We start from the raw sequence: 24,432 nt of genomic DNA, 5'->3' as shown, positions 1-24,432 counted from the left end.
GTTTCACCGGATGCCGGCGCGCAGCAACGGGCGCTCGTCTTGTGCGCCCGTTGCTGGCTTGTCTATCGAGGGCTCTTGAATGGCCGATTCTTCTCCGTCCAGCGGCGCCATGCCGATACGCCGCTGGCTCGACCGGTGGCTGCCGAAACTGGCATTGGTGCCCAGCGGCGTGGCGCTTTTGGTGTTCGTCTACGGCTTCATCGGCTGGACGATCTGGCTGTCGCTGACCACGTCGAGTCTGTTACCGAACAACACCTTTGCCGGCCTGCGCCAGTACGAGGTGTTGTTCAAGCTCGATATCTGGTGGGTATCGGTCATCAATCTGGCGATCTTCGGCGTGCTCTATGTCGCGCTATGCCTGGCGATCGGCCTGTTTCTGGCGATTCTGCTGGACCAGAAGATCCGGGCCGAGGGCTGGCTGCGCACGATCTATCTCTATCCGTTGGCGCTATCGCTGGTGGTCACGGGCGTGGTCTGGAAATGGCTGCTCAACCCGAGCCTTGGCCTGGAGCAGTTCGTGCACGCTCTGGGCTGGACGGGATTCTCCTTCGACTGGCTGATCAACCCGGATATGGCGATCTATGCCGTGGTGATCGCAGCCGTCTGGCAGGCATCCGGCTTTGTGACCGCCCTGTTTCTCGCCGGGCTGCGCGGCATCGACAGCTCGATCATCAAGGCCGCACAGATCGACGGCGCCAGTCTGCCCCGCGTGTATCTGTCGATCATCATTCCGAGCCTGCGCCCGGTGTTCTTCTCGGCGATCATTCTGCTGGTGAGCCTGGCCATCAAGAGCTTTGATCTGGTCATCGCCCTGACCGGCGGCGGGCCGGGCTATTCGACCTGGGTGCCGGCGATCTTCATGTACGACTTCGGTTTCAATCGCGGCCAGATCGGCCTGGGCGCCGCGGCCGCAACGCTGATGATGGCTGCCGTCGCACTGGCGATGCTGCCCATGCTCATCGCCGAACTCAAGGGACGCCGTGATGGCCACAAGAACTGAAGACGGCGTGGCCCGGGGCGGCTCGCTCGCGCGTGTGCTCGTCTATGGTCTGCTGCTTCTGGCGGCGGCTTATTTTCTGTTGCCGCTCTACGTCATGCTCACGACGTCGTTCAAGACGCTGGGCCAGATCAGCGGCGGCAACCTGTTCGCCCTGCCCGCTCCGTTTTCGCTCACCGGCTGGCAACAAGCCTGGTCATCAGCCTGTACCGGCTCGGACTGTACCGGCTTGCAGCATTATTTCTGGAACTCGGTGGCCTTCACTGTGCCGGCCGTGTTGTTGTCCACGGCCTTCGGCGCGTTGAACGGTTACGTGCTGACCAAGTGGCGCTTCAAGGGCTCGGAAATCATCTTCGGGCTGTTGTTGGTGGGCACGTTCGTGCCCTTCCAGATGTTTCTGCTGCCCATGGCGCGCGTGCTCGGCATGATCGGGCTGGACAACTCGGTGGCCGGGTTGACGCTCGTGCACTCGGTCTATGGCGTGGCCTTCACGACGTTGTTCTGTCGCAACTACTACGTGGCTATTCCCGATGAGCTGGTCAAGGCCGCGCGTATCGACGGCGCGTCGTTCATTTCCACGTTTCGCTACGTGATCCTGCCGATCTCGACGCCGATTCTCATGGTCTGTGTGATCTGGCAGTTCACCCAGATCTGGAACGATTTCCTGTTCGGCGTGGTGTTCACCTCGGGCGATGCCCACCCGATCACGGTGGCGCTGAACAACCTCGTCAACACCTCCTCGACCGGCATCAAGCGCTACAACGTGGATATGGCCGGCGCGATCATCACGGCCCTGCCCACGTTGGTGGTTTATATCGTGGCCGGGCGTTATTTCATGCGCGGGCTGACCGCGGGCGCGGTCAAGGGCTGAGGCCACCGTGTCTTTATCTGCTTTTCGCATGGCGCGCTGTGTGGCGCATCGTTTTCCGACATTGAACAAGAACCCGTCATGGCCGTACTAAATATCGAAAACGTGTCGAAGACCTTTGGCGACACCCGCGTGCTCGAAGACATCAATATCGCGATGGCCGAGGGCGAGTTTCTGATCCTCGTGGGGCCCTCCGGCTGTGGCAAATCCACGCTGCTGAACATGATCGCCGGCCTGGAGACCATCACCGAAGGCCAGATCACGCTCGACGGCCGCTCGGTCAATACCGCCAGTCCGCGCGAGCGCAACATCGCGATGGTGTTTCAGTTCTATGCGCTGTATCCGAACATGAATGTGCGGCGAAACATCGAGTTCGGGCTGAAGATGCGCGGCGTGGCCAAGCAGGAACGCGGTGCCACCGTCGAGCGCGTTGCCAAGATGCTGCAGATCGAAGACCTGCTGAACCGCAAGCCGGCGCAGCTGTCCGGCGGTCAGCGTCAACGGGTGGCTATCGGGCGTGCCCTGGCGCGCGATCCTGCGTTGTTTCTATTCGACGAACCGTTATCGAATCTGGATGCCAAGCTGCGGGTCGAGATGCGCACCGAGATCAAGCAGCTGCATCAACGCCTGGCCACGGCCATGGTCTATGTCACCCACGACCAGATCGAGGCCATGACGCTGGGCGATCGTATCGCGGTGATGCACGCCGGGCGCGTGCAACAATTGGGCACTCCACGCGAGATCTACGACGACCCGGCCAATCGGTACGTGGCCGGCTTCATCGGCTCGCCCGCGATGAACTTCATAGAATGCGAACTGATCGGTGAGGCTGGCGATACCGCGGTTTGTCTGACCGGTGCCACCGATGAGGCCCGGCTTGCGCTACCGTCGGCCACGACCGAAAGACTGGCCGCCCACGGCGCGCGTCGTGTCGTCATGGGGGTACGCCCGGAACATCTGGTGCCGGCCGCGCACGGCTCGGCCGAGGCGATTGCCTGCCGGATCGACGTGGTCGAGCCGACCGGGCCGGACACCTATCTACACACGGAAATCAACGCCGAGCCAGTCACCGCCCGCTGCCTGCCCTCGGCGGCACCGGCGGCCGGCGACACCGTAGCACTCGCCGTGGATGTTGAACGCGCGGTGTTTTTCGACTGCGACAGCGAGGCACGCATCGCCTGAGCGCGTGCCGGGCCGCTACGGCCTTACCCGCTGCGGCCCAGCGTCGTGGCACGCGCTGCCGCGGCCTCGATCGGATCGCGGCCGGCCGGCGCCTCGCCCGGCGGTTTGGCCAGCCAGCTACCGCCCACGCAGGGGATGCTGGGCAGTTTGAGATAATCCGGCGCGGTCTGTTCGGTAATACCGCCCGTGGGGCAGAATTTCAGATCCGGGAACACCGCGGCGTAGGCCTTGATGGCCGACGGGCCGCCAATGACCGAGGCCGGAAACAGCTTGATTTCGCGATGCCCGCGGCGCACGAGGTGCGCGGCTTCGCTGACGGTCTGGGCGCCGGGCAGATACGGCATGTCGGCTTCGCGACAGACATCGCCCACGGCATCGGCAATGCCTGGCGAGACGATGAACTGCGCGCCGGCGTGAATCGCTTCTTCACACTGTTTGGCATCCCACACCGTGCCCACGCCCAGCACCAGCTCGGGCACCTCGGCGGCGATGGCTTTCATGGCTTCGATGGCGACCTGGGTGCGCCGCGTGATCTCGATGGTCTTCAGCCCACCGGCATGGATCGAGCGGGCCATGGCCACGGCCTCATCCACGTCGTGAATGGTCACCACCGGAATCACCGGCGAAAGTTTCATGATGGCTAGCGTGTCGGCCATGTGTCTCGTGTCCTTTTAAGCATATCGGCAGGGCCTTCGATGGCCCTGGCGCGTTCGTCTAGCCGTGCAGCGCCGGGCCGGCGCCTTCTTCGGCGGGCAGCGCGTTGTTACGAAACAGCGCGAACATCTCGCGGCCCAAGCCGTATTCGGCCGACGGTTCGTCGGGGAACTCGATCGCCTCGCGCTCGGCCAGCTCGGCGTCATCGACCTGCACCGACAGCTCGCCGGTATCGGCATCCACCACGACGATATCGCCGTCACGAATCCGGCCGATCATGCCGCCCAGCTTGGCCTCGGGCGTGACCTGAATCGCCGCCGGCACCTTGCCCGAGGCCCCGGACATGCGCCCGTCGGTGACCAGCGCCACCTGATAGCCGCGATGCAACAGCACCGACAGGCTGGGCGTGAGCTTGTGCAGTTCCGGCATGCCGTTGGCCCGCGGGCCGTTGTTGGGCACCACCACCACCACATCACGATTGAGCTCGTCGGCCTTGAAAGCATCCAGCACGGCCTGCTGCGAGGCAAAGACCTGTGCCGGGGCCTCGATGCGCCGATGTTTGGTCTCCACCGCCGAGGTCTTGATGATGGCACGGCCCACGTTGCCATCCAGCACGTTGATGCCGCCCGTGGCGGCGAACGGGTTGTCAGCCGGGCGCATCACGTCTTCGTCATGGCTGGCCGTGGGGCCTTCGCGCCAGGCCAGCGCGCCGTCGTTGAAATACGGCTCTTTCGTGTAGTTGTGCAGGCCGTAACCTTCCACGGTCATCACGTCGTCGTGCAGCAGGCCGGCGTCGAGCAGGCTGCGGATCATCAGCTGGATGCCGCCGGCCGCACGCATGTGATTCACATCCGCAATACCGTTGGGATACACCCGCGCCAGCAGCGGCACGGCCGCCGAGAGCTCGGAGAAATCGTCCCAGTTGATCTTGATGCCGGCGGCACGGGCCACGGCGACATAGTGCATCGTGTGGTTGGTGGAGCCCCCGGAGGAAAGCAGGCCCACCAGGCCGTTGACGATGGATTTCTCGTCGACGATGTCGCACATGCGTCGGGCGCGCTGGTCATCGTCAAGACGTGCCATCTCGATGGCGCGCTCGGTCGCGGCTACGGTCAAGGCCTCTCGCAGCGGCGTGCCCGGGTTGATGAACGAGGTACCGGCCATGTGCAGGCCCATGAACTCCATCATCAGCTGGTTGGAGTTGGCCGTGCCATAGAAGGTGCACGTGCCCGGCGAGTGATAGGACATCGACTCGGCCTTCAACAGCTCGTCGCGCCCGATCTCGCCCTGGGCGAAACGCTCGCGCACCTTGGCCTTGATCGGATTGGCCATGCCCGAGGTCATGGGCCCGGCCGGGGCGAAGATCACCGGCAGATGGCCAAAGGCCAGCGTGCCGATCAACAGCCCGGGCACGATCTTGTCGCAGACCCCCAGGCACAGCGCGGCATCGAACATGTTGTGGGTGAGTGCCACACCGGTGGACATCGCGATCACGTCGCGCGAGAACAGCGACAGCTCCATGCCCGGCTGGCCCTGGGTCACGCCGTCGCACATGGCCGGCGTGCCCCCGGCCACCTGGGCCACACCGCCGGCATTCCAGGCCGCTTGCTTGATGATGTCCGGGTAGCGCTCGAAAGGCTGGTGCGCCGAAAGCATGTCGTTGAACGCGGTCACGATACCCACGTTGGGCCGGGTGTCACCGGCCAGTGCGTCCTTGACCGGCTCGCCCTCGGCGGCAAAACCGTGGGCCAGGTTCGAGCACGACATGCGCCCGCGATGCGGGCCGGCATGGCCGGCCTCGTTCATACGCCGCAAGTAATCGGCGCGCGACTCTCGCGAGCGCTCGATGATGCGCTGGGTAACGTCGTGAACGGTTGAATTCATGGCCATGAGAGCGCTCCTGACTACTCGGCCCAGTGGACCGTGGGAATCGGATCCGTGGTGTTCAGAACACTTCGTACCGGCAACGCGGCCAATGGCCCCGGCTGCACGGCCTCGTCGTGAACACGCTTCTTGTCGTCGCCGAATACCAGAATATCGATTCGACGTGCCGCACGCAGATAAGCCGGGCCGAGCGACATGCGGGCCGGCGGCCCGACGTCGGCCGGTATCACCCGGGCCTTCGAGGCCAGCGCGCGCTCGATGTTGGGATCATCCGGGAACAACGACGCCGTGTGGCCATCGCTGCCCATGCCCAGTAGCACCACATCGAACGGCGTCGGGATATCCAGCAGCGCGCCCTCGACGTCGGACACCGCCTCGGCCGGCGTATCGGTCGGCCGATACAGGCTGACGAACATGGCATCGGCGGCACGCCCGGTCAAAAGCGTGTCGCGCAGCATGCGCTCGTTGCTCTGAGCATCGTCAGCCGGCACCCAGCGCTCGTCCGAGGGCACGACCACGACCTGTGACCAGTCCAGCTCGGCCTGTGAAAGATATTCGAACAGCTCGATCGGCGAGCTGCCACCACAGACCACCAGACTGGCCCCGCCCCGTTCGGCGATCGCCTCGCGCAGTGTGTTGGCGATCGCATCGGCCAGATCGCGTGCGGCATGCGTGCGATCATCGTAGCGCTTGAAGTTGGACATGGGAACGGTCCCTTGTTCGAAGAACGAAAAATATGAGCCGAGTTTAAATTATCCTTCGTACCAGCGTCGCCCGTCGCGATCGAGCAGTACGAAGGCATCGGTCGGGCCCCAGCTGCCGGCCATGTATTCCTGGGCCTCGACCTGCTCCATACGCCAGGCCTCCAGAATCCGATCCACCCAGGCCCAGCCGGCCTCGACCTCGTCGCGGCGCATGAAAAGCGCCGGGTTGCCGCGCAGCACTTCCATCAACAAGCGCTCGTAGGCATCGGGATACGCCACCTCGAAAGCCTGTGAGAAACTCAGGTTCAAGGGCAGGCTACGCATACGAAAGCCGCCCGGGCCGGGCTCTTTCGTCATGATCGACATCTCCACGCCCTCTTCCGGCTGCAAGCGCAGCACCAGCCGGTTGGGCTGAAGCGGCTCGTCGCCGAAGATCGAGTGCGGGACCGGCTTGAACTCGAACACGATCTGGCTGGATTTACGGGCCATGCGCTTGCCGGTACGCAAGTAGAACGGCACACCCTGCCAGCGCCAGTTATCGATCTCGGCCTTGATGGCCACAAACGTTTCGGCCTCGGCCTCTTCGGCCGGCGCCTGCTGTTCCGGATCAGCCGCACCGTAGGCCGGCACCGCCTCGCCATCGACCATGCCCGCGCCGTACTGGCCGCGCGCGGTGGTCTTGCGTACGTTGCCCGGGGCGATGGGCTTCAACGAACGCAGCACCTTGATCTTTTCGTTGCGCACGTCGTCGTGGTTCATGCTGGCCGGCGGCTCCATGGCCGTCAGGCACAGCAGCTGAAGCATATGGTTCTGCACCATATCGCGCAGCGCGCCCGTGGATTCGTAGAAATCGAAGCGCTCATCCACGCCCAGGCTTTCGGCCACCGTGATCTGGACGTTGTCCACGGCCTGGCGGCCCCATACCGGCTCGAACAGGCTGTTGCCGAAACGCAGCGCGATCAGGTTCTGGACCGTTTCCTTGCCCAGATAATGATCGATGCGATAGATCCGCGACTCGTCGAAACGCGAGCCGACGGCGTCGTTGATCTCGCGCGCGGACTCGGTGTCATGGCCGACCGGCTTTTCCAACACGATACGGTTCGGCGCATCGGACAAGCCCGCATCGGCGATGCCGGCCGCGATCTTGCCGAACAAGAACGGAGCGGTGGCCAGATAGAAAGTGCAGATCCGCTCGCCGTTGTCGGCGAAACGCTCGGCGAACGCCTGCCAGCCGTCGGCATCGTCGACGTCCAGCTGGATATGGCACAGACGTTTTTCAAACCGCGCAAAGACGTCTTCGTCGAGTGCCTCGGGCAGGTGGGCTTCGAGTACCTCACGCACCCAGGCGACATAGCCGGCATCGTCCATGTCCTGACGAGATACGGCCAGAATCCGGCTGTCTTCGGAGAACTGGTTGTCGGCATCTCGATGATAAAGCGCCGGCAGCAGCTTGCGACGGGCCAAATCCCCGGTGCCCCCGAAGATCACCAGATCAAACGGATCGACTGGGACGAATTCCGCGGCCATGGCGTCTCTCTCTTGTTCGGTTTAATTGATCAGCGGCCGAGTATACCCGCCGTCATTCTCGTCCTGTCCAGAGCCGGCGATGCCGACCCGGACAAGACGGACGCCGGTCACGCTCAGAACTGGTAATACAACCGCAGACGATTGTCGTAGAAATCCTCTGCGTTTTCATCGTAGCGCGTGATACCCAGGTTGTTATTGAGCTTGAGGCCGGCCAGCTGATGCCACAACCCGCCCAAGTCATAAGTCAGGCCGATACCAATGCCGTCACTGTACTGATTACGCACCAGTTCCCCGGTGAAGGAATCATCCGTGATCTGGTTGTTCGGCCCACCCGAGAAATAGAAGTCATGGTAATGACCGAATTCGGCCTTGTACTTCACATAGCGGGCATACATGGCCAGATTGTCCGACGGGGTGAAATCAAAGCGCACGCCGGCGCCCCAACCCGGGCCGAAGTTCTGTATGCCGTTGTTCATGGTGTCGGTGTAGAACACGCCGGACAGATCGGTATAGGGGTTCAAAGTCTGGCCGTTGTTGAACGAGCCCTTGTTCACGGGCGAGAACGTACCGAAGACCGAAAACCCGACCTCGGACGAGCGAATACCGGTTTTCAGACCGTAGATCTGATTGTCGATGCCCTGGGGCACCCGCTGTTCGTCGGCGTTGTATGACGCACTCGCCTGCACGCGGACATACGGCGCCCAGGCACTGGCGCCCTCGCCGAACTCAGGGGCCATGTATCCAATCTCGCCGTAATCCGAAGATACGGTCTGCTGAAAACGATAGTGATAATACTGGCCGATGACCTGGCCGCCGGACCAGACGTTTCGAAACGTCGTGCCGACCATCCAGAAACCGTCCACGTCGGTGAAATAACGGTTGTCCGAGCGAAAGTTATCGTTGTTGAAACGCGATGCGTACCGATCGATCTTGGCGCCCACGAGCTGCCATTCGGGAATATCCATCGTCTCGGCGCCCATCGCGAACGGCAGGTACTGATCGGTTTCGTAGTTCTGCGTATCGGCGATGCGTGAACGCGTCACCTGCGGGCCAAAGGTGCTGGCCTCCGTGGCGTCGCCCTGTGCCAGGTCACCGGGTGACTGTTGCAGGCGGCGTACGGTCTGCAAGGGCCGGATCGTTCCGCTCACGCCACTGAACGAACGGGGTTTGAAGGTGAACTGGTCCGAGGCGGCAAGCGGCGTGTTCAACAGTTGCCGACCGGCGCGAATCTGCGTGCCGTAACTGTTGAACTGAAGATAGCCCTGTGTGAGCTCGGAGATTTCATCGCCACAGGCCAGCACACAGTTCAGTCGTGTACCGGCATCGTTGTTGCCGTAAAAGCCGCCGGAGTAGACAAACTCGGCGCCGGCAGAGAAGCCGTAGATACGACCGGTCTGAATACCGATCTGGGCGCCGTAATTGGTGTTTTCGTTGTTGAAGTCGTCACCGGTGTCCGGCTGGCCGGGATACGGCTGGTTGGTATCGTGCCAACGGCGGAAATCATAGATCCCGACACGGCCGTGAACTTCCGAGCCGCGTACGACTTCGCGCTCGAACATTTCCGGAAACGTCAGCGCTTGTGCGGGCGCATCATCCGGCACATCGGTTTGATCGGTGGCGGGGGTCTGGGCCACCGCACTGGCGCCGAAACTCGACACAACCACAGCGATAGTCAGCGCTGGAACCGATACCCCGTATCGACCGGCGCCTGCCCATCGTCCCCCCTTCGAATCGTGTACGTTCACGATGTCCTCCTGCTTGGCTAGTTTTTCATGTGTGAACGAGCGCTGTCGTTCTGCCCCTTCGACGTGTGTGGTTGATCGCCACACGTCTTTCTCGCGGTCGTGATGCGCTTCGACACGTAACGCGACCGGACTGACGTGCTTGCAATAAACTTGTTTAGTACATACATATCTACAAGCACACCGCGATAATAGAAGTCGCCGGCCACAAGACGTATCAGCAATCCGTCTAACGTGCCGAGCTGTCGATGGACATGCGCCTGTCTTATCCGGCCATAGCGTCATTCGCTCGGCTCCGCATGGGTTGTCGATCCCGGCCCGTACCCGGCAAACCCCGCCTGCACGGCGTTCATCGCCGCCGCGTCAAGTATCGCCGGCCGGCCGATCTGACAGGCCAAGGCGTATTGATGAGCCAGGGTTTCAACTTCTTCGGCCAGCCATAGCGCGCGCGCCAGGCTCGGCCCACCAGCCAGCATGCCGTGATTGGACATCAGACAAGCCTGATAGCGCGCGCCAAGCGCGGTAACGATGGATTCCGACAACGCCTGACTGCCGAACACGGCATAACCGGCGCACGGAATTGCGGCCCCGCCGGCGGCTGCCACCATATAGTGAGCCGCCGGTATCGGCTGTCGACAGATCGCGAACGCGGTCGCGTGGATCGAATGGGTGTGCACGAGCGCCGATATATCGGCCCGGGCGGCCAGTACGTCGCGATGAAAGCGCCACTCGCTGGAGGCACGCCACCGACCATGCACGTGGCTGCTGCTATCCACGCGTACGATGTCGTCGGCGGTAAGCTCGGTGGCCGGTATGCCCGACGGCGTGATCCAGAAACCGTCGCCCGCATCCCGGCAGCGCAGGCTGATATTGCCGGAAGCACCCCGGTTCAGCCCTTTTCGATCCAGCGTGCGCATGGCCGCGACGATTTCGTGGGTCGGGCTCGTCATGCCGGCTGCTCGGCGGCCAGGCGCTCGAGGGCATCGGCGGCCGGCGCGTCGATGATCAGCCGATCGACCAGCCCGCTTTGCAACACAGCATGGATGGCGGCGGCCTTGTGGGCCCCGGCAACAACGGCCAGCACGTTCTGCTGGACCAGCTCGGCAAACGATAGTCCGATGGTTCGGCGATTGATCGGGTGATCCACCAGGCGCCCTTGCGCATCGAGAAAATGCCCGACCACCTCAGCCACGCAGCCGCTGGCCATCAGCTCGTCACGTGCGCCATCGGCCAACAGCCCTCGCTCGCTGCGAAAGATCGGCTGGTCGGCCTTCATGGCAGCAATACCCACCACACAAAGATCCACCGCGCGTGCACGCGCCAGCGCATCGACCACGCTGCGCTGGGCCAGTAATACCCCGCGATCAGCCACGGTATCGGCGATGAACGGCACGGGCAGGAAGAACCCCTGCCCGCCCGTGATCTCGGCCAGACGATAGACCACATCGAACGGATTGATGGCGGCCCGCTGAGTCAGGCTGCCCATCAACGAGACAATCGACAGATCAGGATAGGACTCGCGCGGCAGCTGACGCGTCATCTCGGCCAGCGAGCGCCCCCAGGACACCCCAAGCGCGCGCACTTCGCCGCTTGCCAGGCGCTTATGCACATACTGCGCGGCCGCTGAACCAATGGCCACGGTGTTGTTGGCCGTATCACCCGGGGCTCTGACATCGGGCACGAGCACACATTGAGTCAGCCCGTAACGTGCGATCAGGCGATCCTCCTGATCGACGAGCGCCTGCGGCGATCGGTCGATGAAGACATGCACGAAACCGGCGTCGTGGGCCTCGCCGATCAAGCGATGTACCTTGGCTCGTGAGAGCGACAGCCGCTGGGCGATATCGGCCTGCGTATGGCCACCCACATACGATAACCACGCGACATAGATCGCCAGATCCTGTTGATCGCGCGGTGTCGACATGGCGCCCCGAATGAAATTATGCCCGATTGGCGAGCAAAGTTACGCAGGCCCGGCCTGCGTGTCATTGCGCCATTTGTATGAGACACGTTTGTGCTTACATAAACCAGGCATAAAAAAGGACCCGGCATGGCCGAGTCCTTTGCGTTCTGGTGGAGCCGGGCGGAATCGAACCGCCGACCTTCGCATTGCGAACGCGACGCTCTCCCAACTGAGCTACGGCCCCGAGATCGTCCACCGCGGCGAACGAGCTGCGTATGATAGCAGGCTTGTTTCTGTTGCCAACCCCTTGGGACACATCATCCCGCCCTGCCGCCCGGATCGCGCCATGCCCGTTGCCCAGCCCGTCGTCATCGTGTTTGCCAAGGCACCCGAACCGGGGCGCTGCAAGACCCGCCTGGCCCGCCACGTCGGGCCCGTGCTGGCGGCGCGCTGTTATCAGGCCATGACCGAGCAGGTCATCGCCCACGCCACGCGCCAGGCGCCGGGGCGCGTGGTGCTGGCCTGTGCGCCCGATACGCGTCACCCACTGTTTACTCGCCTGGCGCGGCGTTATGGCTGTTCGCGTATGCGTCAATCAGGCGGCGATCTGGGTCGGCGCATGGCCCATGCGCTTAGACAGAACCAACGGCGCGGCGCCGGCGCGGTGGTGATCGGCACCGATCAACCCGATCTCGCGCGCCTGCCGCTGGCCGACGTGCTGGCCCGGTTGGACGAGACGATCGATATGCTCATGGCCCCGACGCACGACGGCGGCTACTGGCTGATCGGCGGGCGTCATACGCCTCGCGGCGTTTTTCAGGGTATCGCCTGGAGCACGCCACGAGTCGCCCGCCAGACGCGCGCGGCCATGCAGGCCCGGGCGCTAAGCTGGCGTGAAGGCCCGTCGATGCGCGATATCGATGACTATCGCGACTGGTGCGCCCAGCCGCGTGACCAACGGGCGCGGCTGCTGCGCGGTGCCATCATGCCCGGCCTGCGGCCACGACTCGTCAGCGCGTGAGCACGGCTAGCTGCCCACACGACGCCGCTTGGTTTCGACCGGGCAATCGCCCAGAGCCTCGGTCAGAAAGCCATAGGCATCGTCCACGTCTTCGGCCTGATAGAACAGATCCAGATCACCCTGGCTGATGAGCCCGTGGTCGGCGAACACCGAGAAATCGATCAGGCGCTCCCAGAACGACTTGCCGTAGAGCACCACCGGAATCCTGGGTTGCTTGCCGGTTTGGATGAGCGTGAGCATCTCGAACAGCTCGTCCATCGTTCCGAAGCCGCCCGGGAAGATGATCAACGCCTTGGCGATGTTCATGAACCAGAACTTGCGCATGAAGAAATAATGGAAGTCGAAGTTCAGCGACTCATGGACCCAGGCGTTGGTGCCCTGTTCATGCGGAAGCTCGATGTTCAGGCCCATTGAACGGGCCGGGTTCACGTCCGCAGCGCCGCGGTTGGCGGCCTCCATGATGCCCGGGCCACCGCCGGTACAGACATAGTACTGCTGTGACTCGGCGTGGCTGTCCATGGTCCAGCGCATCATGCGCGCCGCCAGATCCCGGGCCTGGCCGTAGTAGTCCACTTGCGAGGATACATCCGGGCCTTCCGGTGTCTTCAGGCGCGCCGAGCCCCAGAAGATCAGCCCGTTGTGGACGTTCAGATTCAACAGCCGGGCCCGGGGTTCGATGTATTCCGACAGGATTCGCAGCGGGCGCGCATCGTCGCTTGCCATGAAATCCGGATCGGCGTAGGGGTTCGTCATGAACAGCCTCGATAAAAAACAGCGCAAAGAATAGCGGCGTTGGTGCGCGGGTACGCGGCAACCGAGACGCCAGACCGCTCAGTGTAGCAGCGTGTCGCGCCGGGCTTTTAGACGATGTTTCAAACAGTGGTTGAATTGTTTGCGCATGGTCCTATTAATAGAACATCGATAGATCACGTGCGGCGTCATGGCCGTATCTGACAAGGGTTGAACACTATGCGAATGGACAAACTCACCAGCAAGCTCCAGCAGGCACTGGCCGATGCCCAGAGCCTGGCCGTGGGGCGTGACCACAACGAAATACAGCCGGCCCACCTGCTCACCGCACTTCTCGATGCCGAGGGCGGCACCGTGCGCCCGGTACTGGACGGTGCGGGCCTGGCCGTGCGCGAGATCCGCAACCAGCTGATGAAAACGCTGGATACCCTGCCCACGGTGGGCGAGCCGACCGGCGATGTCGGCGCCAGCCAGGCCTTGGTGCGCGTGCTCAATCTGGCCGACAAGCTGGCCCAGAAGCGTGGCGATTCATATATCGCCAGCGAGCTGATCCTGCTCGCCATGCTCGAAGACAAATCCGAAGTCGGCAAGATCCTCAAGAACGCCGGCGCCACGCGCGACAACCTCACGCGCCAGATTGATGCCATGCGCGGCGGCGAAAACGTCGCCGATGCCAACGCCGAGGAACAGCGCGGCGCGCTGGATAAATACACCACGGATCTGACCGAGCGCGCCGAACAAGGCAAGCTCGACCCGGTCATCGGCCGCGACGAAGAGATCCGCCGCGTGATCCAGGTGCTATCACGCCGCACCAAGAACAACCCCACCCTCGTGGGCGATCCGGGCGTGGGCAAGACCGCGATCGTCGAGGGCCTGGCCCAGCGCATCATCAACGGCGAGGTGCCGGAATCCCTGCGCGACAAGCGCGTGCTGGTACTCGACTTGGCCGCGATGATCGCCGGCGCCAAGTATCGCGGTGAGTTCGAGGATCGTCTGAAAGGCGTGCTGTCGGATCTGTCGAAGCAGGAAGGCCGGATCGTGCTGTTCATCGACGAGATCCATACGCTTGTCGGGGCCGGCAAGACCGAAGGCTCGATGGATGCGGGCAATATGCTCAAGCCGGCACTGGCCCGCGGTGAGCTGCACTGCATTGGCGCCACCACGCTCAACGAGTATCGCGAGAACATCGAAAAAGATGCCGCGCTGGAGCGGCGTTTCCAGAAAGTGATGGTCGACGAGCCGGATCTGGAAGACACGATCGCGATCCTGCGCGGGTTGAAGGATCGTTATCAGGTCCATCACGGCGTGGATATCACCGACGGCGCGATCATCGCCGCGGCCAAGCTGTCGCAGCGCTATATCACCGATCGCAAGCTGCCCGACAAGGCGATCGACCTGATCGACGAGGCCGCCTCGAAGATCCGGATCGAGATCGATTCCAAGCCGGAAGAGATGGATCGGATCGATCGACGCCGTATCCAGCTCAAGATCGAGCGCCAGGCCTTGTCGAAAGAGTCCGATGACGGCTCCAAGGCACGCCTGGAGCGCCTGGAAGACGAGATCGCCGCTGCCGATCGCGAGTATTCCGATCTGGAAGAGATCTGGAAAGCCGAAAAAGCCAGCGTCGAGGGCGCGGCCAACAAGCGCGAAGAGCTCGACCAGGCCAAGCGCGAGCTGGAAGCCGCTCAGCGCGCGGGTGATTATGAACGCATGGCCGAAATTCAGTACGGCAAGATCCCGGCGCTGGAGCGTGAGCTGGCCGAGGCCCAAGCCGCCGAGTCCAAGCCGGCCGACTTCAAGCTCTTGCGCGACAACGTCACCGACGAAGAGATCGCCGAGATCGTCTCGCGCTGGACCGGCATACCGGTGAATCGCATGCTGGAGGCCGAGCGCGACAAGCTCTTGCGCATGGAGGATTCGCTACACGAGCGGGTCATCGGCCAGAACGAGGCCGTGGGCGCGGTATCGGATGCGATCCGGCGCTCGCGCTCGGGCCTGAGTGATCCGGCACGGCCCATCGGCTCGTTCCTGTTCCTGGGCCCGACCGGCGTGGGCAAGACCGAACTGTGCAAGTCGATCGCCAGTTTCCTGTTCGATACCCAGGACGCGATGGTGCGTATCGATATGTCCGAGTTCATGGAAAAACATTCCGTGGCCCGGCTGATCGGTGCACCGCCCGGCTATGTCGGCTATGAACAAGGCGGTTTTCTGACCGAGGCCGTGCGGCGCAAGCCGTACTCGGTGATCCTGCTCGACGAGGTCGAAAAAGCCCACGGCGATGTCTTCAACGTGCTCTTGCAGGTGCTCGACGACGGTCGGCTCACCGACGGCCAGGGCCGCACGGTGGATTTTCGCAACACCGTGATCGTGATGACCTCCAACCTAGGCAGCCAACTGATTCAGGAGCTCGCCGATACCGATTACGAGACCATGCGTGAATCGGTCATGGAGGTCGTCGGCCAGCATTTCCGGCCCGAATTCATCAACCGTATCGATGAATCCGTGGTCTTCCATCCGCTGGCCCGCGAGGAGATTCGCAAGATCGCGCGTATCCAGATGCAGGCCCTGGAAGCCCGTCTGGCCGAGCGTGATCTGGTACTTGCCGTGACCGATGCCGCGCTCGACAAGCTGGCCGAAGCCGGCTTCGACCCGGTCTATGGGGCGCGCCCGCTCAAGCGCTCGATTCAGACACTGGTCGAAAACCCCTTGGCCAAGCGTATCCTGTCCGGTGAGTTCGTGGCCGGTGATACGGTCGAGATCGATATCGCAGATGATGCATCGCAGACGCTGGCCTTCACAAAAGCCGTCTAATAGCGCTGATCAAGCCGTATATAACGACGCCAGGAAAAGTCCTTCGCAGATTACCGGGATTCAAGAATGACAGTTCGCAAATAAACGCGAATAAAACGCAAATAAAGACCACAGGCCATGGTGATTACGCGCTATTCCTGCGAATCAAGTTGGCGATGAAGGCCCATGAAAGACGTCTTTCGGGATAACCTACGTTCAGCGCGCACGCGTTCGGGCTGCGCGAGTCACTTCGATGCCATATCGCACGTTATTTGCGCTCATTTGCGTTCTTTGCGGACGATTCGCCTGCGCGGCGTGGCGTGGCGCTAATCTGCGATGAACCAAAAAAGGCCCGCTGATCTTCAGCGGGCCTTTTTCGTTTGCGCACCGAGAGCCGGTCAGTTCAGATAACTATCGGCATCGATCTCCTGGGTGGCTCCACCCTCACCCGGGAAGCTGCCCAGCGCCACGAGCGGCGTACGATGCCCTTCATCGTCGATCCAGATTCGATCCGACAGATAAAGCGCTTCGTTGTAGGCAATCTGATTCAAGAGCAGATACTGGGCCGCAGCGTTGTCCTCGTCGCGATCGTCCGGCTTCTGGCCCGGGTCATAGGCGTTGTAGATATCGGCCACCATCTTGATGGCTTCTTTCTCCCTGGCCGTGTCTGACTGGCCATAGGCGGCCAGCGCGTAAAGCATGGCTGGCAAGGCGATGCCGGCCTGCTTGCCCTGGGCTGAGGCCTGGCGAAGCTGGGCCCATGGATCCGCGTCTTGCGGCGCATTACCCGGCACCGACAGCCACACCACGGCTTCCAGGGCCTTGGGCACGCCCCACCACTTGATGTTGTCGATGCACTCAGATGCACGCCCGGCCTTGGCGGCCACGTTCTGCGGGATACCCACCGATGAATTCGCCTGAATATCGTTGAGCAGGCCCTGCACGCCCACCAGCACGCCGGTCAGATAGACGAACTCGTCCTGATCGGTGCCCAGCTCGTTGGATAGATTCGGGCATTTTTCCGCGCCGATTTCTCCATAGGCTTCGACCGTGTCGTTGTAGACCTGATAACGACGAAGTGCGGTCAGCCGCTCCCAGCGCTGGGCCACGATACGGTTGTCCTGGGCGACATCCGTGTTGCCGTTATGCAGGTTGCGCTGTACCAACAGGTGATATTTCTGTGCCTGCATTTCCGAACAGAACGAGGCGGTGGTGTTGGTCACGATCATCAAGCGCGCCGGGCGGTTTATCACGCGTGAGAAGCTGCCGCCCAGCTGATTCAGGCCCATGCCGGTGCCACAGGCAGCCAGGTCAAGATCACCACTGCCCAACGCATAGGGCACGATCTCGTCGAGACTGTAGTGATTGAGCGTATGGCCCACGGGCTTGTAGATCAAACCGCAGCCCGAGAGTGCCAACCCGGTCAGACCGGCGATCGCCCCGGTCGTGACCCATCGGGTAAAACGTGATGATTTCATGATGCTGTTCCCCGCTCGCAACCCGCCGCGGCGTGTTGCGGAAATTAAAAGGGCCGAGTCCTGAACGTCGTCATGCAAAGGGAGACTTTAAAACGTACGTTTTGTACTGGCCCGGCCAAGGTCTTGAAACGGCTGTCTAGAACCGAACGCCCATTGAGACCTGGTAAAGTACGGCCTCGAAGCTGTTGGTCGAGCTGACCTTGCCCACATCCACCGGTCCGAACGTGTCAGAGATATTATCCGCTCGAATCGAGATATCGTTGAGCTCGGCCTTGACCTCGGCACAGCCGATGTACTGAGCCTCGGCGCCGACGAAAAACTTTTCGGTGATATTGATATCGAAGCCGAGCTTGCCGGTACAGGCCCAGGGTTTGGACAGATACAGCGTGGGCTCGTTGACCGAGTTCAGCAGCGGCTCGTTGATGTCGGTGTCGTAGGTATAGAGATACATCGCCCCCACGCCGATATACGGCTGGATACGAGTATTCACGAACGGTCGATAGACGAAGCTGATGTTCGGCGGCAAGGCCTTGAGCTGGCCGATATTTCGGTTAAGCGTGGGCACGCCCGGATTGATCGTGTTGCCCGGGCCGTTGCCGCCCAGCGCGTCGGGCGCCAGTGACGATGTTGCGGCGGCGCCGTCGACCTGGAAGTCGAGTTTGATGGGCGCGGAGATGGTGACCTCGGTGGCCAGGTGATGATTGGTCCAGGGGATATAGAGCCCCAGCGTGCCCGAAGGGAACATCTTGTCGTTGAGCGATGTGCCCGTGCCGTCCAGGCTGGATTCGCCCGGGCCGAATGCCTGCGCGGCCAGACCTTTCGCATCCTCGACCTTGAGTTCGGACGACGTGCCGTAATAATCGAGGTAACCGGCACCGAAACGAAAATAAAGATTATTGCCGACGAAGCTGATGGCGTCGCCGATGAGCGTATCGCCGCCCGTAGCTTCCATATCGCGCATCTGTCCCTGTGCTACAGCCGTGCCGTTTGCCAGCAGACCTCCCATACCGATCAACGCTGCGGCAAATATGCCGGTATTGACCCGCAGCGGCGCGCTCTTGATCCCCATCGGTTTTCCCCTATCGACGTTTGTCGTTATTAACGAATCAATTCGTTCTACCGGTAATGCCACGACGCTCGCGTACAACACACAAGTGCCGCGGCTGGCTTCAGGGTCTATGCGGTGTCGTATGAGTCCGTCTCCGTACGCCATGACGTTTCTCATCAGCAGCGGGATAACGCGCCGCATGGCGCTCTTGCGACTCCCCAACAGTCCCTATGACTCTCTTTGAACCATAAATTAGCGATAACGGGATGACTCGACCCCAAAAAAAACCGGCAATCGGGTCAAAAAAAAGCCTAAGTTATTGATATAAAATTGTTAAAAAGGGTCTTTCGACTTTCGGCGCATACCAGCTTATTTTGTCTTTTATGCTCTTCTTGTGATGTTTTCTCCGCATCATTTAGAGGTCGATTCGGGGCCTGCGACGCCGGTTCTCGGCAAGTTACGACACACGCGAACGACGAGCCCGCATCAACCGCCCGATAGTGACGAGATTGGTGACCAGAATAAGTATTTCTGCAGCGGTGCCACCGATCGACCCGACCAGAAGATTCGCCATCACCCAGCAGAACGCCGCCACCGCCAGCAACCAGCGCATGGGGATGCCTTCGAACATGAACATGGCCAGCGTTCCGATGAGGCCGGCCGCCAGCGGCCACAGCGCATGCAACGAGCCGAGCCCGGGCAGCGCGACGACAAGCGTGGCAACAAGCATCCCTGACATGACGAGCCAGGAGCCCTTGTAACGACGCACAAGCTGGATACGGAGCACGATGAGTGCGGTGATACCGGCCGCGACCCAGCTCCCCAACAGCGCGAATTGAAGCGTGAAAGCCACATTCGCCAACAACAAACGCAGAAAAAGACGTTCGTCGTGCCGGCTCGCGAACCCGAGCACACAAAGCACCAGGGCCGCGAGCCCGAAACCCTGGCCGGCCCACCAGGCCCACGAGATATCGTCAAACACGGCATCGTCCATTGGAATACGGCCTACAAGCTGGCCGATAACACGGCCCCTGACAAGCTCGTGTGACGAAGAGAACGCGCGATACCCGGCGCTCGCGCCAGACAAAAAAACGCCCGGACGATATCGCCCGGGCGCTGACACAACAGTGCGTATTACTGCGTGACGTTCACATCACTTTGTGCCGAGACGGTGCCGTTGACCGCACAGCTGCCGATATTGGCATTGAAGCTGAACGAGGACGGCTCGCTGATCGGATCACCGTTCGAGAAGATGGCCGGGAGCGAGGTCGGCTCATCCGTGCAGTTGCTGCCGATGGCGGTCACGACCACGTTGTCGAACATGATCGGCACGGATTGCGTCGGGTCGGCCGGGATCTGGTCGGCCGAGACTTCCGCGGTCCACGGGAACTCGAAGCCCACGAAGCCACAGGCGAAGCCACCGGTGGCATCGCCGTCAGTCACGGTGACGGTCACGCCGCCGTTGCCGTTCTTCTGCACGTCACCGGTCAGCTCGAGCGTGCACATCGGGTTGATACCGAACGCCGACAGCGTGGCCGGGCCGGCGAAGGAATAGGTGCCCACGCCCGGTGTCACGGTCGCGGCCTGGGCGATACCCACGCTACCGAGAACCATGGCGCCGCCAATCAGCGATTTCTTGATGATGTTGTTCATCTTGTCTTCTCCCTAGGAGTTGGTTTGTCGGATGTTGCGCTTGCAACGGTTTGAAAAAATCGGCACTTGCCCGCCCACGGGCGCGCAAGTGTCAAATCATGCGATCACTGTGGGAAAGCCAGTCCGCCGTGCAGAGCCGGGCCAATCAGCTGGAGCGTCTGATAGCCCGCCGGTATCGGCGCGTCCAGCGGGCCCGTATTGCCCGCAAAGCCCAGTTTCGCGGTGATAGCGAAGGCCCTCGAGTTACGCGTGGCGATCACCAGCCGGCCGTCCTGCTCGAACGCCACCGGCCCAAACACCTGAAGGCTGATGTCCTGTTGCTCGATCCCCAGGCCCTGGCCGGCTGAAAACACAGTGTCCGGGGCGTTAAGCGTCAATTGCAGATCGGCAACAAAACACGGGCTGTAGTCGTAATCGAAGCTCTCGACCTCGCCAGAAGCCGGGAAGGTCCCGCTGCATTTCGGCACGATGTAGCCACGCTGGGGCTGGCCGGTTGCCTGGCCGTCGACCACCCGATTGGGGAAGCGCAGCAACAACCGACCCGTGGGCGTTGCACCCAGCGCGGGCAGGCTCGTAAGCGTCAACAAACCACCCGGCGGCAGATCAATCGGGATACACGAGTTCGGCGAGCCGTTTGAGACGACCGGCGTATCGTTCTCCAGCCTTATATTGTTGACGTTACAGTCCGAGCCGCTTAAGGCCGGCCCTAGAACAATGGGTCGCTCGCCGCCCAGGAACCCGGCTTCGGCGGGTGCGACTTCTGAGCCGAAGCCGAACTGCGCAAAGCTGTTCAATGTTCGGGCATAGACTGCGTTGGCCACCTGAACCCGCTCTCGCCCGTAGGCATCGTTGAACACTGTGGTGCTCGGCCCGCGGTCATTGCCGCTATTCACGCCGCTTATCACCTTGGCCGTTGGATCCTCGATCTGGCTCTCAGCGGTCGGCGTATTGTCGAGAAAGCCGTTGCCATTGGTATCGGTCTTGGGCAGGGCACGCACGGTGGTCGCGTAGTCGGGCGTAGCAGGCACGCCGTTGAACGGCATGCGGATATCCGGCCCGCCGGCCTCTTCGTTCGAGACGAAGCAGCTCACGACCACGGTTCCGGGGACGTCGTCGCCACCCCCCGGCACATCGTCCGTGTTCAGACCGGGCTGATTGGCCTGGCCGTCGCGTCGCGTGCCGGTACCCGTCAGCGGGTCGGTATTCAGGGCAAGGCCGCTCTGGCCCATGATGGTGCGCCCGCTCGTGCAGTCGTTCTCCTGCCCGTCGTCATCGCCCGATGCGCTGCCACAGATCACGACCCAGTAACGCGCGCCGCGCTCGAACGGCCGTGCCGGCTGAAACGCGAAGCCAGTGGTCAGCGCCCCGTTACCCAGGGTGCTCAACTGGCCGGGAACGGCCCGTTCACAGTTGCCCGAGCCGTCCATGCGCTGGATCGCGATCGTGGCATCCGCGTTGTCATTGCCACTACCGCCCGACAAGCATCCATCGGCCAGCGATATCGTGGCTTTCTGCACGGGCTTGCTGAAATACACCTCGATCGGCGCGTTGACCGGCTGAGAGAACACGTCATAACGCCGTGTCGGGCTGGCTGCCTGCTCGACCGCAACCGGGAAGAACGGTATGACCGCCGGGATCGTCACGGCCTGCTCGCTGGGGGTATCGCCGACGCACCGGCCGGCTACGTCGCCACCGTCGAGGTAGTCGCCGCTCTCGGGGATCAGCGGACAGGCAAGGCCCACCGAGATGGCGGTGACGAAAGGCGCGGTCTGGAAAACCGCCTCGTTGACGTCATCACTCACCGCGACGGGATCACCCGCCTCGTCGAAGGGGATGACCATCGGCTCGGTCGTGAACTTAACGCTGGAAACGATCGCGCTGTCCGGAAAATCGCCGGCCAGTGCCACCGGGTTGCCGCTCATGTCGGTCACGCGTGAGTTCACACGCAGCGTGTAGGCGGTATCCGGTGCCAGACGACGAACGGGATCAATAACCACACTCGCGCCCTCGGCGTGCATGCGTACGGTCACGGGGCTGCTGTTTTCATCGGCCACGAGCGTGACGTTGCCAACCAGGGATGCAGGATCCACAGGCTCGGAGAACAGCAGCGACGGCGAGGCCCCCAGCGGCAGGCTGTCGGCTACGGGGCGCGTGGCGTTGTAGGTGGCGTCCGGGTCGAAGTCGTCGAGGAAGTCAGTTTCCTGCTCCCCGGCCGACACCACGCGGCGCTCGTTCAACACCGAAATACAATTCGATTCAGTGGCCGACAGCGTGGTTGTACCGGTCAAACCGCCAACGATATCGCCGCTTTCAAACAGCTGCTCGTTATCGGTGTCTGCCACGTTGAACGTGTAGGTGCACGCGCTGGGATACTGTGCCGTGATCCGCGGGTTGGTCATGTCAGCCATGATCCGGGGCTGATCGTCGGTGCTTGCCGGCAATGTCAGCTCCAGCTCGAAGTTGACCGCCGCGCGCCCGTCTGCGTTGACCGAGATCGGAAAACTGCCGTACAGCACCAGACTGATGTCGCCGTTTTCCTGGGGCACCGCAACGCCTGAGGCCAGGATATTCAAGGCGGTCTGGTTGACCACCCCATTGGCCAGCGCGGCGATCGGGCTGTTGGGAGCAACCTGGCCGAAGATATTCAAGTCCAGGCGCTGCGTTACACGGGCCGGGCTACCGATATTCGATAGATCATTGGCCAGCAAATAGACATCCGAGTCGTTGGCGAACTGGATCTGCATGCCGTCGAGATCGGCCGGGGTGTCCACAACCGCTTCATCGAACGTGCCGTCATCGCCCAGACGACTGCCCAGCGCCAGGTTGAAATCCTTGAGCAGAAATTTCTGCCCGCGTGGCAGCAACGTCGGAATCGTGCCGCCAAAACGCGGCCCGTTGAAGGCAGCCAGACGAACCTGCAGACCGCCCTGCTCCGGCGACGGCACTGCGGCCAGGTCATAACGACCAATAAGTTGGCTGGCCAGTTCGATGTTGTTGGCCGTACGCCCGGTCACCGGGCTGGTGTCATCATCGTCATCACCAATATTGCCGATACGCAGTCGCTGGACGACATCGACCCGATCCCCCGTATTGATGGCAAGCGGGCGGATCGAAAACGAGGCCGTGCCCGACAACGAAGCACCCGAGGTGGAGACGAATTCGTCGCCGAAATCCACGCTATAGCGTGTATCCGCGGCCAGATCGTCGTTCGCGTACTGGTCGGCGTTCTGGTTGGCGGGGTCCGGCGCGATAGTGCCCGGATCAAAAACCAGATCACGCCCGGCCACATTCAGGCGACCGGCAACGTTTCGCCCGTCGGCACCGGTAACAGCCACGCTGCAACCGTCCTGGCCCAGCGTTTCAGTCCCGCGGCAGAGTTTGACGTGTGACACATCGACTGCCTGCGAGAAGCGCGCACGCACGGTGTTGAACTGGGTGAACGGCAAGGCCGTACCCGCGATCGGAAACCCGGCGTCGCTACCACTGGGGAAGTTCACCAGCGTGAAGTCATCGGCTACAGAGGCGCCGATGGCCGGCGCCGTGGTGAAGGCGAACAGGCTCTCACCGTCTTCAAACGCCGTGTTGTCGTCATCGCCGATACGCCCACGGGCCACAACGGCATAGGTAGTCGCCGGCGCCATTCGGGCATCGGAGTCCGCAGGCCGAATGTTGTAGATCCCGTTGCCCTGCGCGACGACGGCGGCCGGTAACGCCTGGCCACTTTCGGTATCGATCAGCGCTACATCGCCCTCGGCTTCGCCCGAAAACGCAAAGACGATCGTGGTACCCGGATACACATCGGTCTGGCCATCGATCGGGTAGGAGAACGCCAGACCGGCCGGTGCGTTGGCATCGATCGCGCCGACGGCGGCGCCGCTGTCCGGCTGGCCAACGCCGCCGTTGTCCCCGCCATCGCCCGAATCGCAGGCGGTAAACGTGGTGGCCACAACAGCCCCCACGATACAGACGCGCAACGCTTGCGCAGACCTGCGGAAAGGTTTTGAAACGCCTGCCTGGTCACCAGGCAGCCTCGTCCTAAAAAGATCACCCATCGATCCGATCCCCCATCTCGGTAAAAACACGATGCCAACCGGACATGCGCCATGCCCGCCCACCTGTTGAATCATGTTTGTCGCCGCGAGATGTGACGCCACCGCAGCGCGCGACGTCACTGGAGTCAAATTTGATCGCAAGCAATTGTTAGAAGGCTTTTTTAAGGCAGCATTCGACT

General features: G+C 62.2%; 18 protein-coding genes and 1 tRNA gene. 5 read left to right on the top strand and 14 right to left on the bottom strand.

Annotated features, from left to right (window positions below; translation table 11 throughout):
* Positions 1 to 79 precede the first annotated feature (79 nt).
* The 3 genes from SAJA_RS08555 to SAJA_RS08545 all read left to right on the top strand — a co-directional run bounded on the left by SAJA_RS08555 (position 80) and on the right by SAJA_RS08545 (position 3,047).
* Entirely contained in the window at positions 80 to 1,000 is a 921-nt protein-coding gene (locus tag SAJA_RS08555; protein WP_245963271.1) for a carbohydrate ABC transporter permease, read from the top strand.
* The gene (locus tag SAJA_RS08550; protein ID WP_123658243.1) at positions 984 to 1,868 is read left to right on the top strand and encodes a carbohydrate ABC transporter permease; all 885 of its coding nucleotides are present in this window, start codon (positions 984 to 986) and stop codon (positions 1,866 to 1,868) included. The genes SAJA_RS08555 and SAJA_RS08550 overlap by 17 nt, the downstream gene beginning before the upstream one ends.
* A gap of 78 nt (positions 1,869 to 1,946) precedes the next feature.
* Positions 1,947 to 3,047, top strand: a complete 1,101-nt coding sequence (locus SAJA_RS08545) for an ABC transporter ATP-binding protein (RefSeq protein WP_123658242.1) — start codon at positions 1,947 to 1,949, stop codon at positions 3,045 to 3,047.
* A 23-nt stretch (positions 3,048 to 3,070) separates the two neighbouring features.
* On the opposite strand, the gene SAJA_RS08540 is transcribed toward SAJA_RS08545, so the two are convergent.
* The 8 genes from SAJA_RS08540 to SAJA_RS08505 all read right to left on the bottom strand — a co-directional run bounded on the left by SAJA_RS08540 (position 3,071) and on the right by SAJA_RS08505 (position 11,705).
* A complete protein-coding gene (locus tag SAJA_RS08540; protein WP_123658241.1) occupies positions 3,071 to 3,703 on the bottom strand; it encodes a bifunctional 4-hydroxy-2-oxoglutarate aldolase/2-dehydro-3-deoxy-phosphogluconate aldolase in 633 nt (210 codons plus the stop codon).
* A 58-nt stretch (positions 3,704 to 3,761) separates the two neighbouring features.
* On the bottom strand, positions 3,762 to 5,591 hold the full coding sequence (gene edd, locus SAJA_RS08535) for a phosphogluconate dehydratase (protein WP_123658240.1): 1,830 nt from the start codon (positions 5,589 to 5,591) through the stop codon (positions 3,762 to 3,764).
* Positions 5,592 to 5,605: 14 nt separating this feature from the next.
* Positions 5,606 to 6,289, bottom strand: coding sequence for a 6-phosphogluconolactonase (pgl, locus tag SAJA_RS08530; protein WP_123658239.1), 684 nt, complete (start codon positions 6,287 to 6,289; stop codon positions 5,606 to 5,608).
* 48 nt (positions 6,290 to 6,337) lie between these two features.
* Positions 6,338 to 7,816, bottom strand: a complete 1,479-nt coding sequence (gene zwf, locus SAJA_RS08525) for a glucose-6-phosphate dehydrogenase (RefSeq protein WP_123658238.1) — start codon at positions 7,814 to 7,816, stop codon at positions 6,338 to 6,340.
* A gap of 113 nt (positions 7,817 to 7,929) precedes the next feature.
* Complete coding sequence (locus SAJA_RS08520) at positions 7,930 to 9,480, bottom strand: hypothetical protein (protein WP_148070961.1); 1,551 nt, start codon at positions 9,478 to 9,480, stop codon at positions 7,930 to 7,932.
* 359 nt (positions 9,481 to 9,839) lie between these two features.
* A complete protein-coding gene (locus SAJA_RS08515; RefSeq protein WP_123658236.1) occupies positions 9,840 to 10,508 on the bottom strand; it encodes a class II aldolase/adducin family protein in 669 nt (222 codons plus the stop codon).
* On the bottom strand, positions 10,505 to 11,482 hold the full coding sequence (locus tag SAJA_RS08510) for a sugar-binding transcriptional regulator (RefSeq protein WP_123658235.1): 978 nt from the start codon (positions 11,480 to 11,482) through the stop codon (positions 10,505 to 10,507). The genes SAJA_RS08515 and SAJA_RS08510 overlap by 4 nt, the downstream gene beginning before the upstream one ends.
* 147 nt (positions 11,483 to 11,629) lie before the next feature.
* Positions 11,630 to 11,705 (bottom strand) — tRNA-Ala (locus SAJA_RS08505).
* Between the two features lie 102 nt (positions 11,706 to 11,807).
* Between SAJA_RS08505 and SAJA_RS08500 the strand changes: the two genes are divergently transcribed.
* Positions 11,808 to 12,482 (top strand): TIGR04282 family arsenosugar biosynthesis glycosyltransferase, encoded by a 675-nt coding sequence (locus SAJA_RS08500; protein ID WP_123658234.1) that lies wholly within the window; start codon positions 11,808 to 11,810, stop codon positions 12,480 to 12,482.
* A gap of 6 nt (positions 12,483 to 12,488) precedes the next feature.
* Here the strand turns inward: SAJA_RS08500 and SAJA_RS08495 are convergent, their stop codons facing one another.
* Positions 12,489 to 13,235, bottom strand: a complete 747-nt coding sequence (locus tag SAJA_RS08495; RefSeq protein ID WP_123658233.1) for an LOG family protein — start codon at positions 13,233 to 13,235, stop codon at positions 12,489 to 12,491.
* Between the two features lie 222 nt (positions 13,236 to 13,457).
* Here SAJA_RS08495 and clpB point away from each other — a divergent pair, with 222 nt between their 5' ends.
* Positions 13,458 to 16,043 (top strand): ATP-dependent chaperone ClpB, encoded by a 2,586-nt coding sequence (gene clpB, locus SAJA_RS08490; RefSeq protein WP_123658268.1) that lies wholly within the window; start codon positions 13,458 to 13,460, stop codon positions 16,041 to 16,043.
* A 377-nt stretch (positions 16,044 to 16,420) separates the two neighbouring features.
* Here clpB and SAJA_RS08485 read toward each other — a convergent pair whose 3' ends face one another.
* The 5 genes from SAJA_RS08485 to SAJA_RS08465 all read right to left on the bottom strand — a co-directional run bounded on the left by SAJA_RS08485 (position 16,421) and on the right by SAJA_RS08465 (position 24,148).
* Positions 16,421 to 17,500: a hypothetical protein gene (locus SAJA_RS08485; RefSeq protein WP_123658232.1), complete on the bottom strand. Its 1,080-nt coding sequence runs from the start codon at positions 17,498 to 17,500 to the stop codon at positions 16,421 to 16,423.
* Between the two features lie 136 nt (positions 17,501 to 17,636).
* Complete coding sequence (locus SAJA_RS08480) at positions 17,637 to 18,569, bottom strand: OmpW/AlkL family protein (protein WP_184999816.1); 933 nt, start codon at positions 18,567 to 18,569, stop codon at positions 17,637 to 17,639.
* Positions 18,570 to 19,005: 436 nt separating this feature from the next.
* Positions 19,006 to 19,542, bottom strand: coding sequence for a YgjV family protein (locus SAJA_RS08475; RefSeq protein WP_123658230.1), 537 nt, complete (start codon positions 19,540 to 19,542; stop codon positions 19,006 to 19,008).
* A 140-nt stretch (positions 19,543 to 19,682) separates the two neighbouring features.
* The gene (locus SAJA_RS08470; RefSeq protein ID WP_123658229.1) at positions 19,683 to 20,201 is read right to left on the bottom strand and encodes a hypothetical protein; all 519 of its coding nucleotides are present in this window, start codon (positions 20,199 to 20,201) and stop codon (positions 19,683 to 19,685) included.
* 104 nt (positions 20,202 to 20,305) lie between these two features.
* The gene (locus SAJA_RS08465; RefSeq protein WP_123658228.1) at positions 20,306 to 24,148 is read right to left on the bottom strand and encodes an Ig-like domain-containing domain; all 3,843 of its coding nucleotides are present in this window, start codon (positions 24,146 to 24,148) and stop codon (positions 20,306 to 20,308) included.
* Positions 24,149 to 24,432 lie beyond the last annotated feature (284 nt).

It is taken from the genome of Salinisphaera japonica YTM-1 (genome assembly GCF_003788585.1).
GTDB classification, from domain to species: domain Bacteria; phylum Pseudomonadota; class Gammaproteobacteria; order Nevskiales; family Salinisphaeraceae; genus Salinisphaera; species Salinisphaera japonica.
The sequence above is the reverse complement of the archived record's forward strand: the minus strand, read 5'-3'. Positions and strand labels throughout refer to the sequence as shown.

Coding starts and splice junctions, on each gene's coding strand:
- SAJA_RS08540 (WP_123658241.1), bottom strand. CDS start 3,703: ATGGCCGACACGCTAGCCATCATGAAACTTTCGCCGGTGATTCCGGTG.
- SAJA_RS08470 (WP_123658229.1), bottom strand. CDS start 20,201: ATGAACAACATCATCAAGAAATCGCTGATTGGCGGCGCCATGGTTCTC.
- SAJA_RS08480 (WP_184999816.1), bottom strand. CDS start 18,569: ATGGGGATCAAGAGCGCGCCGCTGCGGGTCAATACCGGCATATTTGCC.
- SAJA_RS08485 (WP_123658232.1), bottom strand. CDS start 17,500: ATGAAATCATCACGTTTTACCCGATGGGTCACGACCGGGGCGATCGCC.
- pgl (WP_123658239.1), bottom strand. CDS start 6,289: ATGTCCAACTTCAAGCGCTACGATGATCGCACGCATGCCGCACGCGAT.
- SAJA_RS08545 (WP_123658242.1), top strand. CDS start 1,947: ATGGCCGTACTAAATATCGAAAACGTGTCGAAGACCTTTGGCGACACC.
- zwf (WP_123658238.1), bottom strand. CDS start 7,816: ATGGCCGCGGAATTCGTCCCAGTCGATCCGTTTGATCTGGTGATCTTC.
- SAJA_RS08510 (WP_123658235.1), bottom strand. CDS start 11,482: ATGTCGACACCGCGCGATCAACAGGATCTGGCGATCTATGTCGCGTGG.
- clpB (WP_123658268.1), top strand. CDS start 13,458: ATGGACAAACTCACCAGCAAGCTCCAGCAGGCACTGGCCGATGCCCAG.
- SAJA_RS08495 (WP_123658233.1), bottom strand. CDS start 13,235: ATGACGAACCCCTACGCCGATCCGGATTTCATGGCAAGCGACGATGCG.
- SAJA_RS08500 (WP_123658234.1), top strand. CDS start 11,808: ATGCCCGTTGCCCAGCCCGTCGTCATCGTGTTTGCCAAGGCACCCGAA.
- SAJA_RS08550 (WP_123658243.1), top strand. CDS start 984: ATGGCCACAAGAACTGAAGACGGCGTGGCCCGGGGCGGCTCGCTCGCG.
- SAJA_RS08555 (WP_245963271.1), top strand. CDS start 80: ATGGCCGATTCTTCTCCGTCCAGCGGCGCCATGCCGATACGCCGCTGG.
- SAJA_RS08515 (WP_123658236.1), bottom strand. CDS start 10,508: ATGACGAGCCCGACCCACGAAATCGTCGCGGCCATGCGCACGCTGGAT.
- SAJA_RS08475 (WP_123658230.1), bottom strand. CDS start 19,542: ATGGACGATGCCGTGTTTGACGATATCTCGTGGGCCTGGTGGGCCGGC.
- edd (WP_123658240.1), bottom strand. CDS start 5,591: ATGGCCATGAATTCAACCGTTCACGACGTTACCCAGCGCATCATCGAG.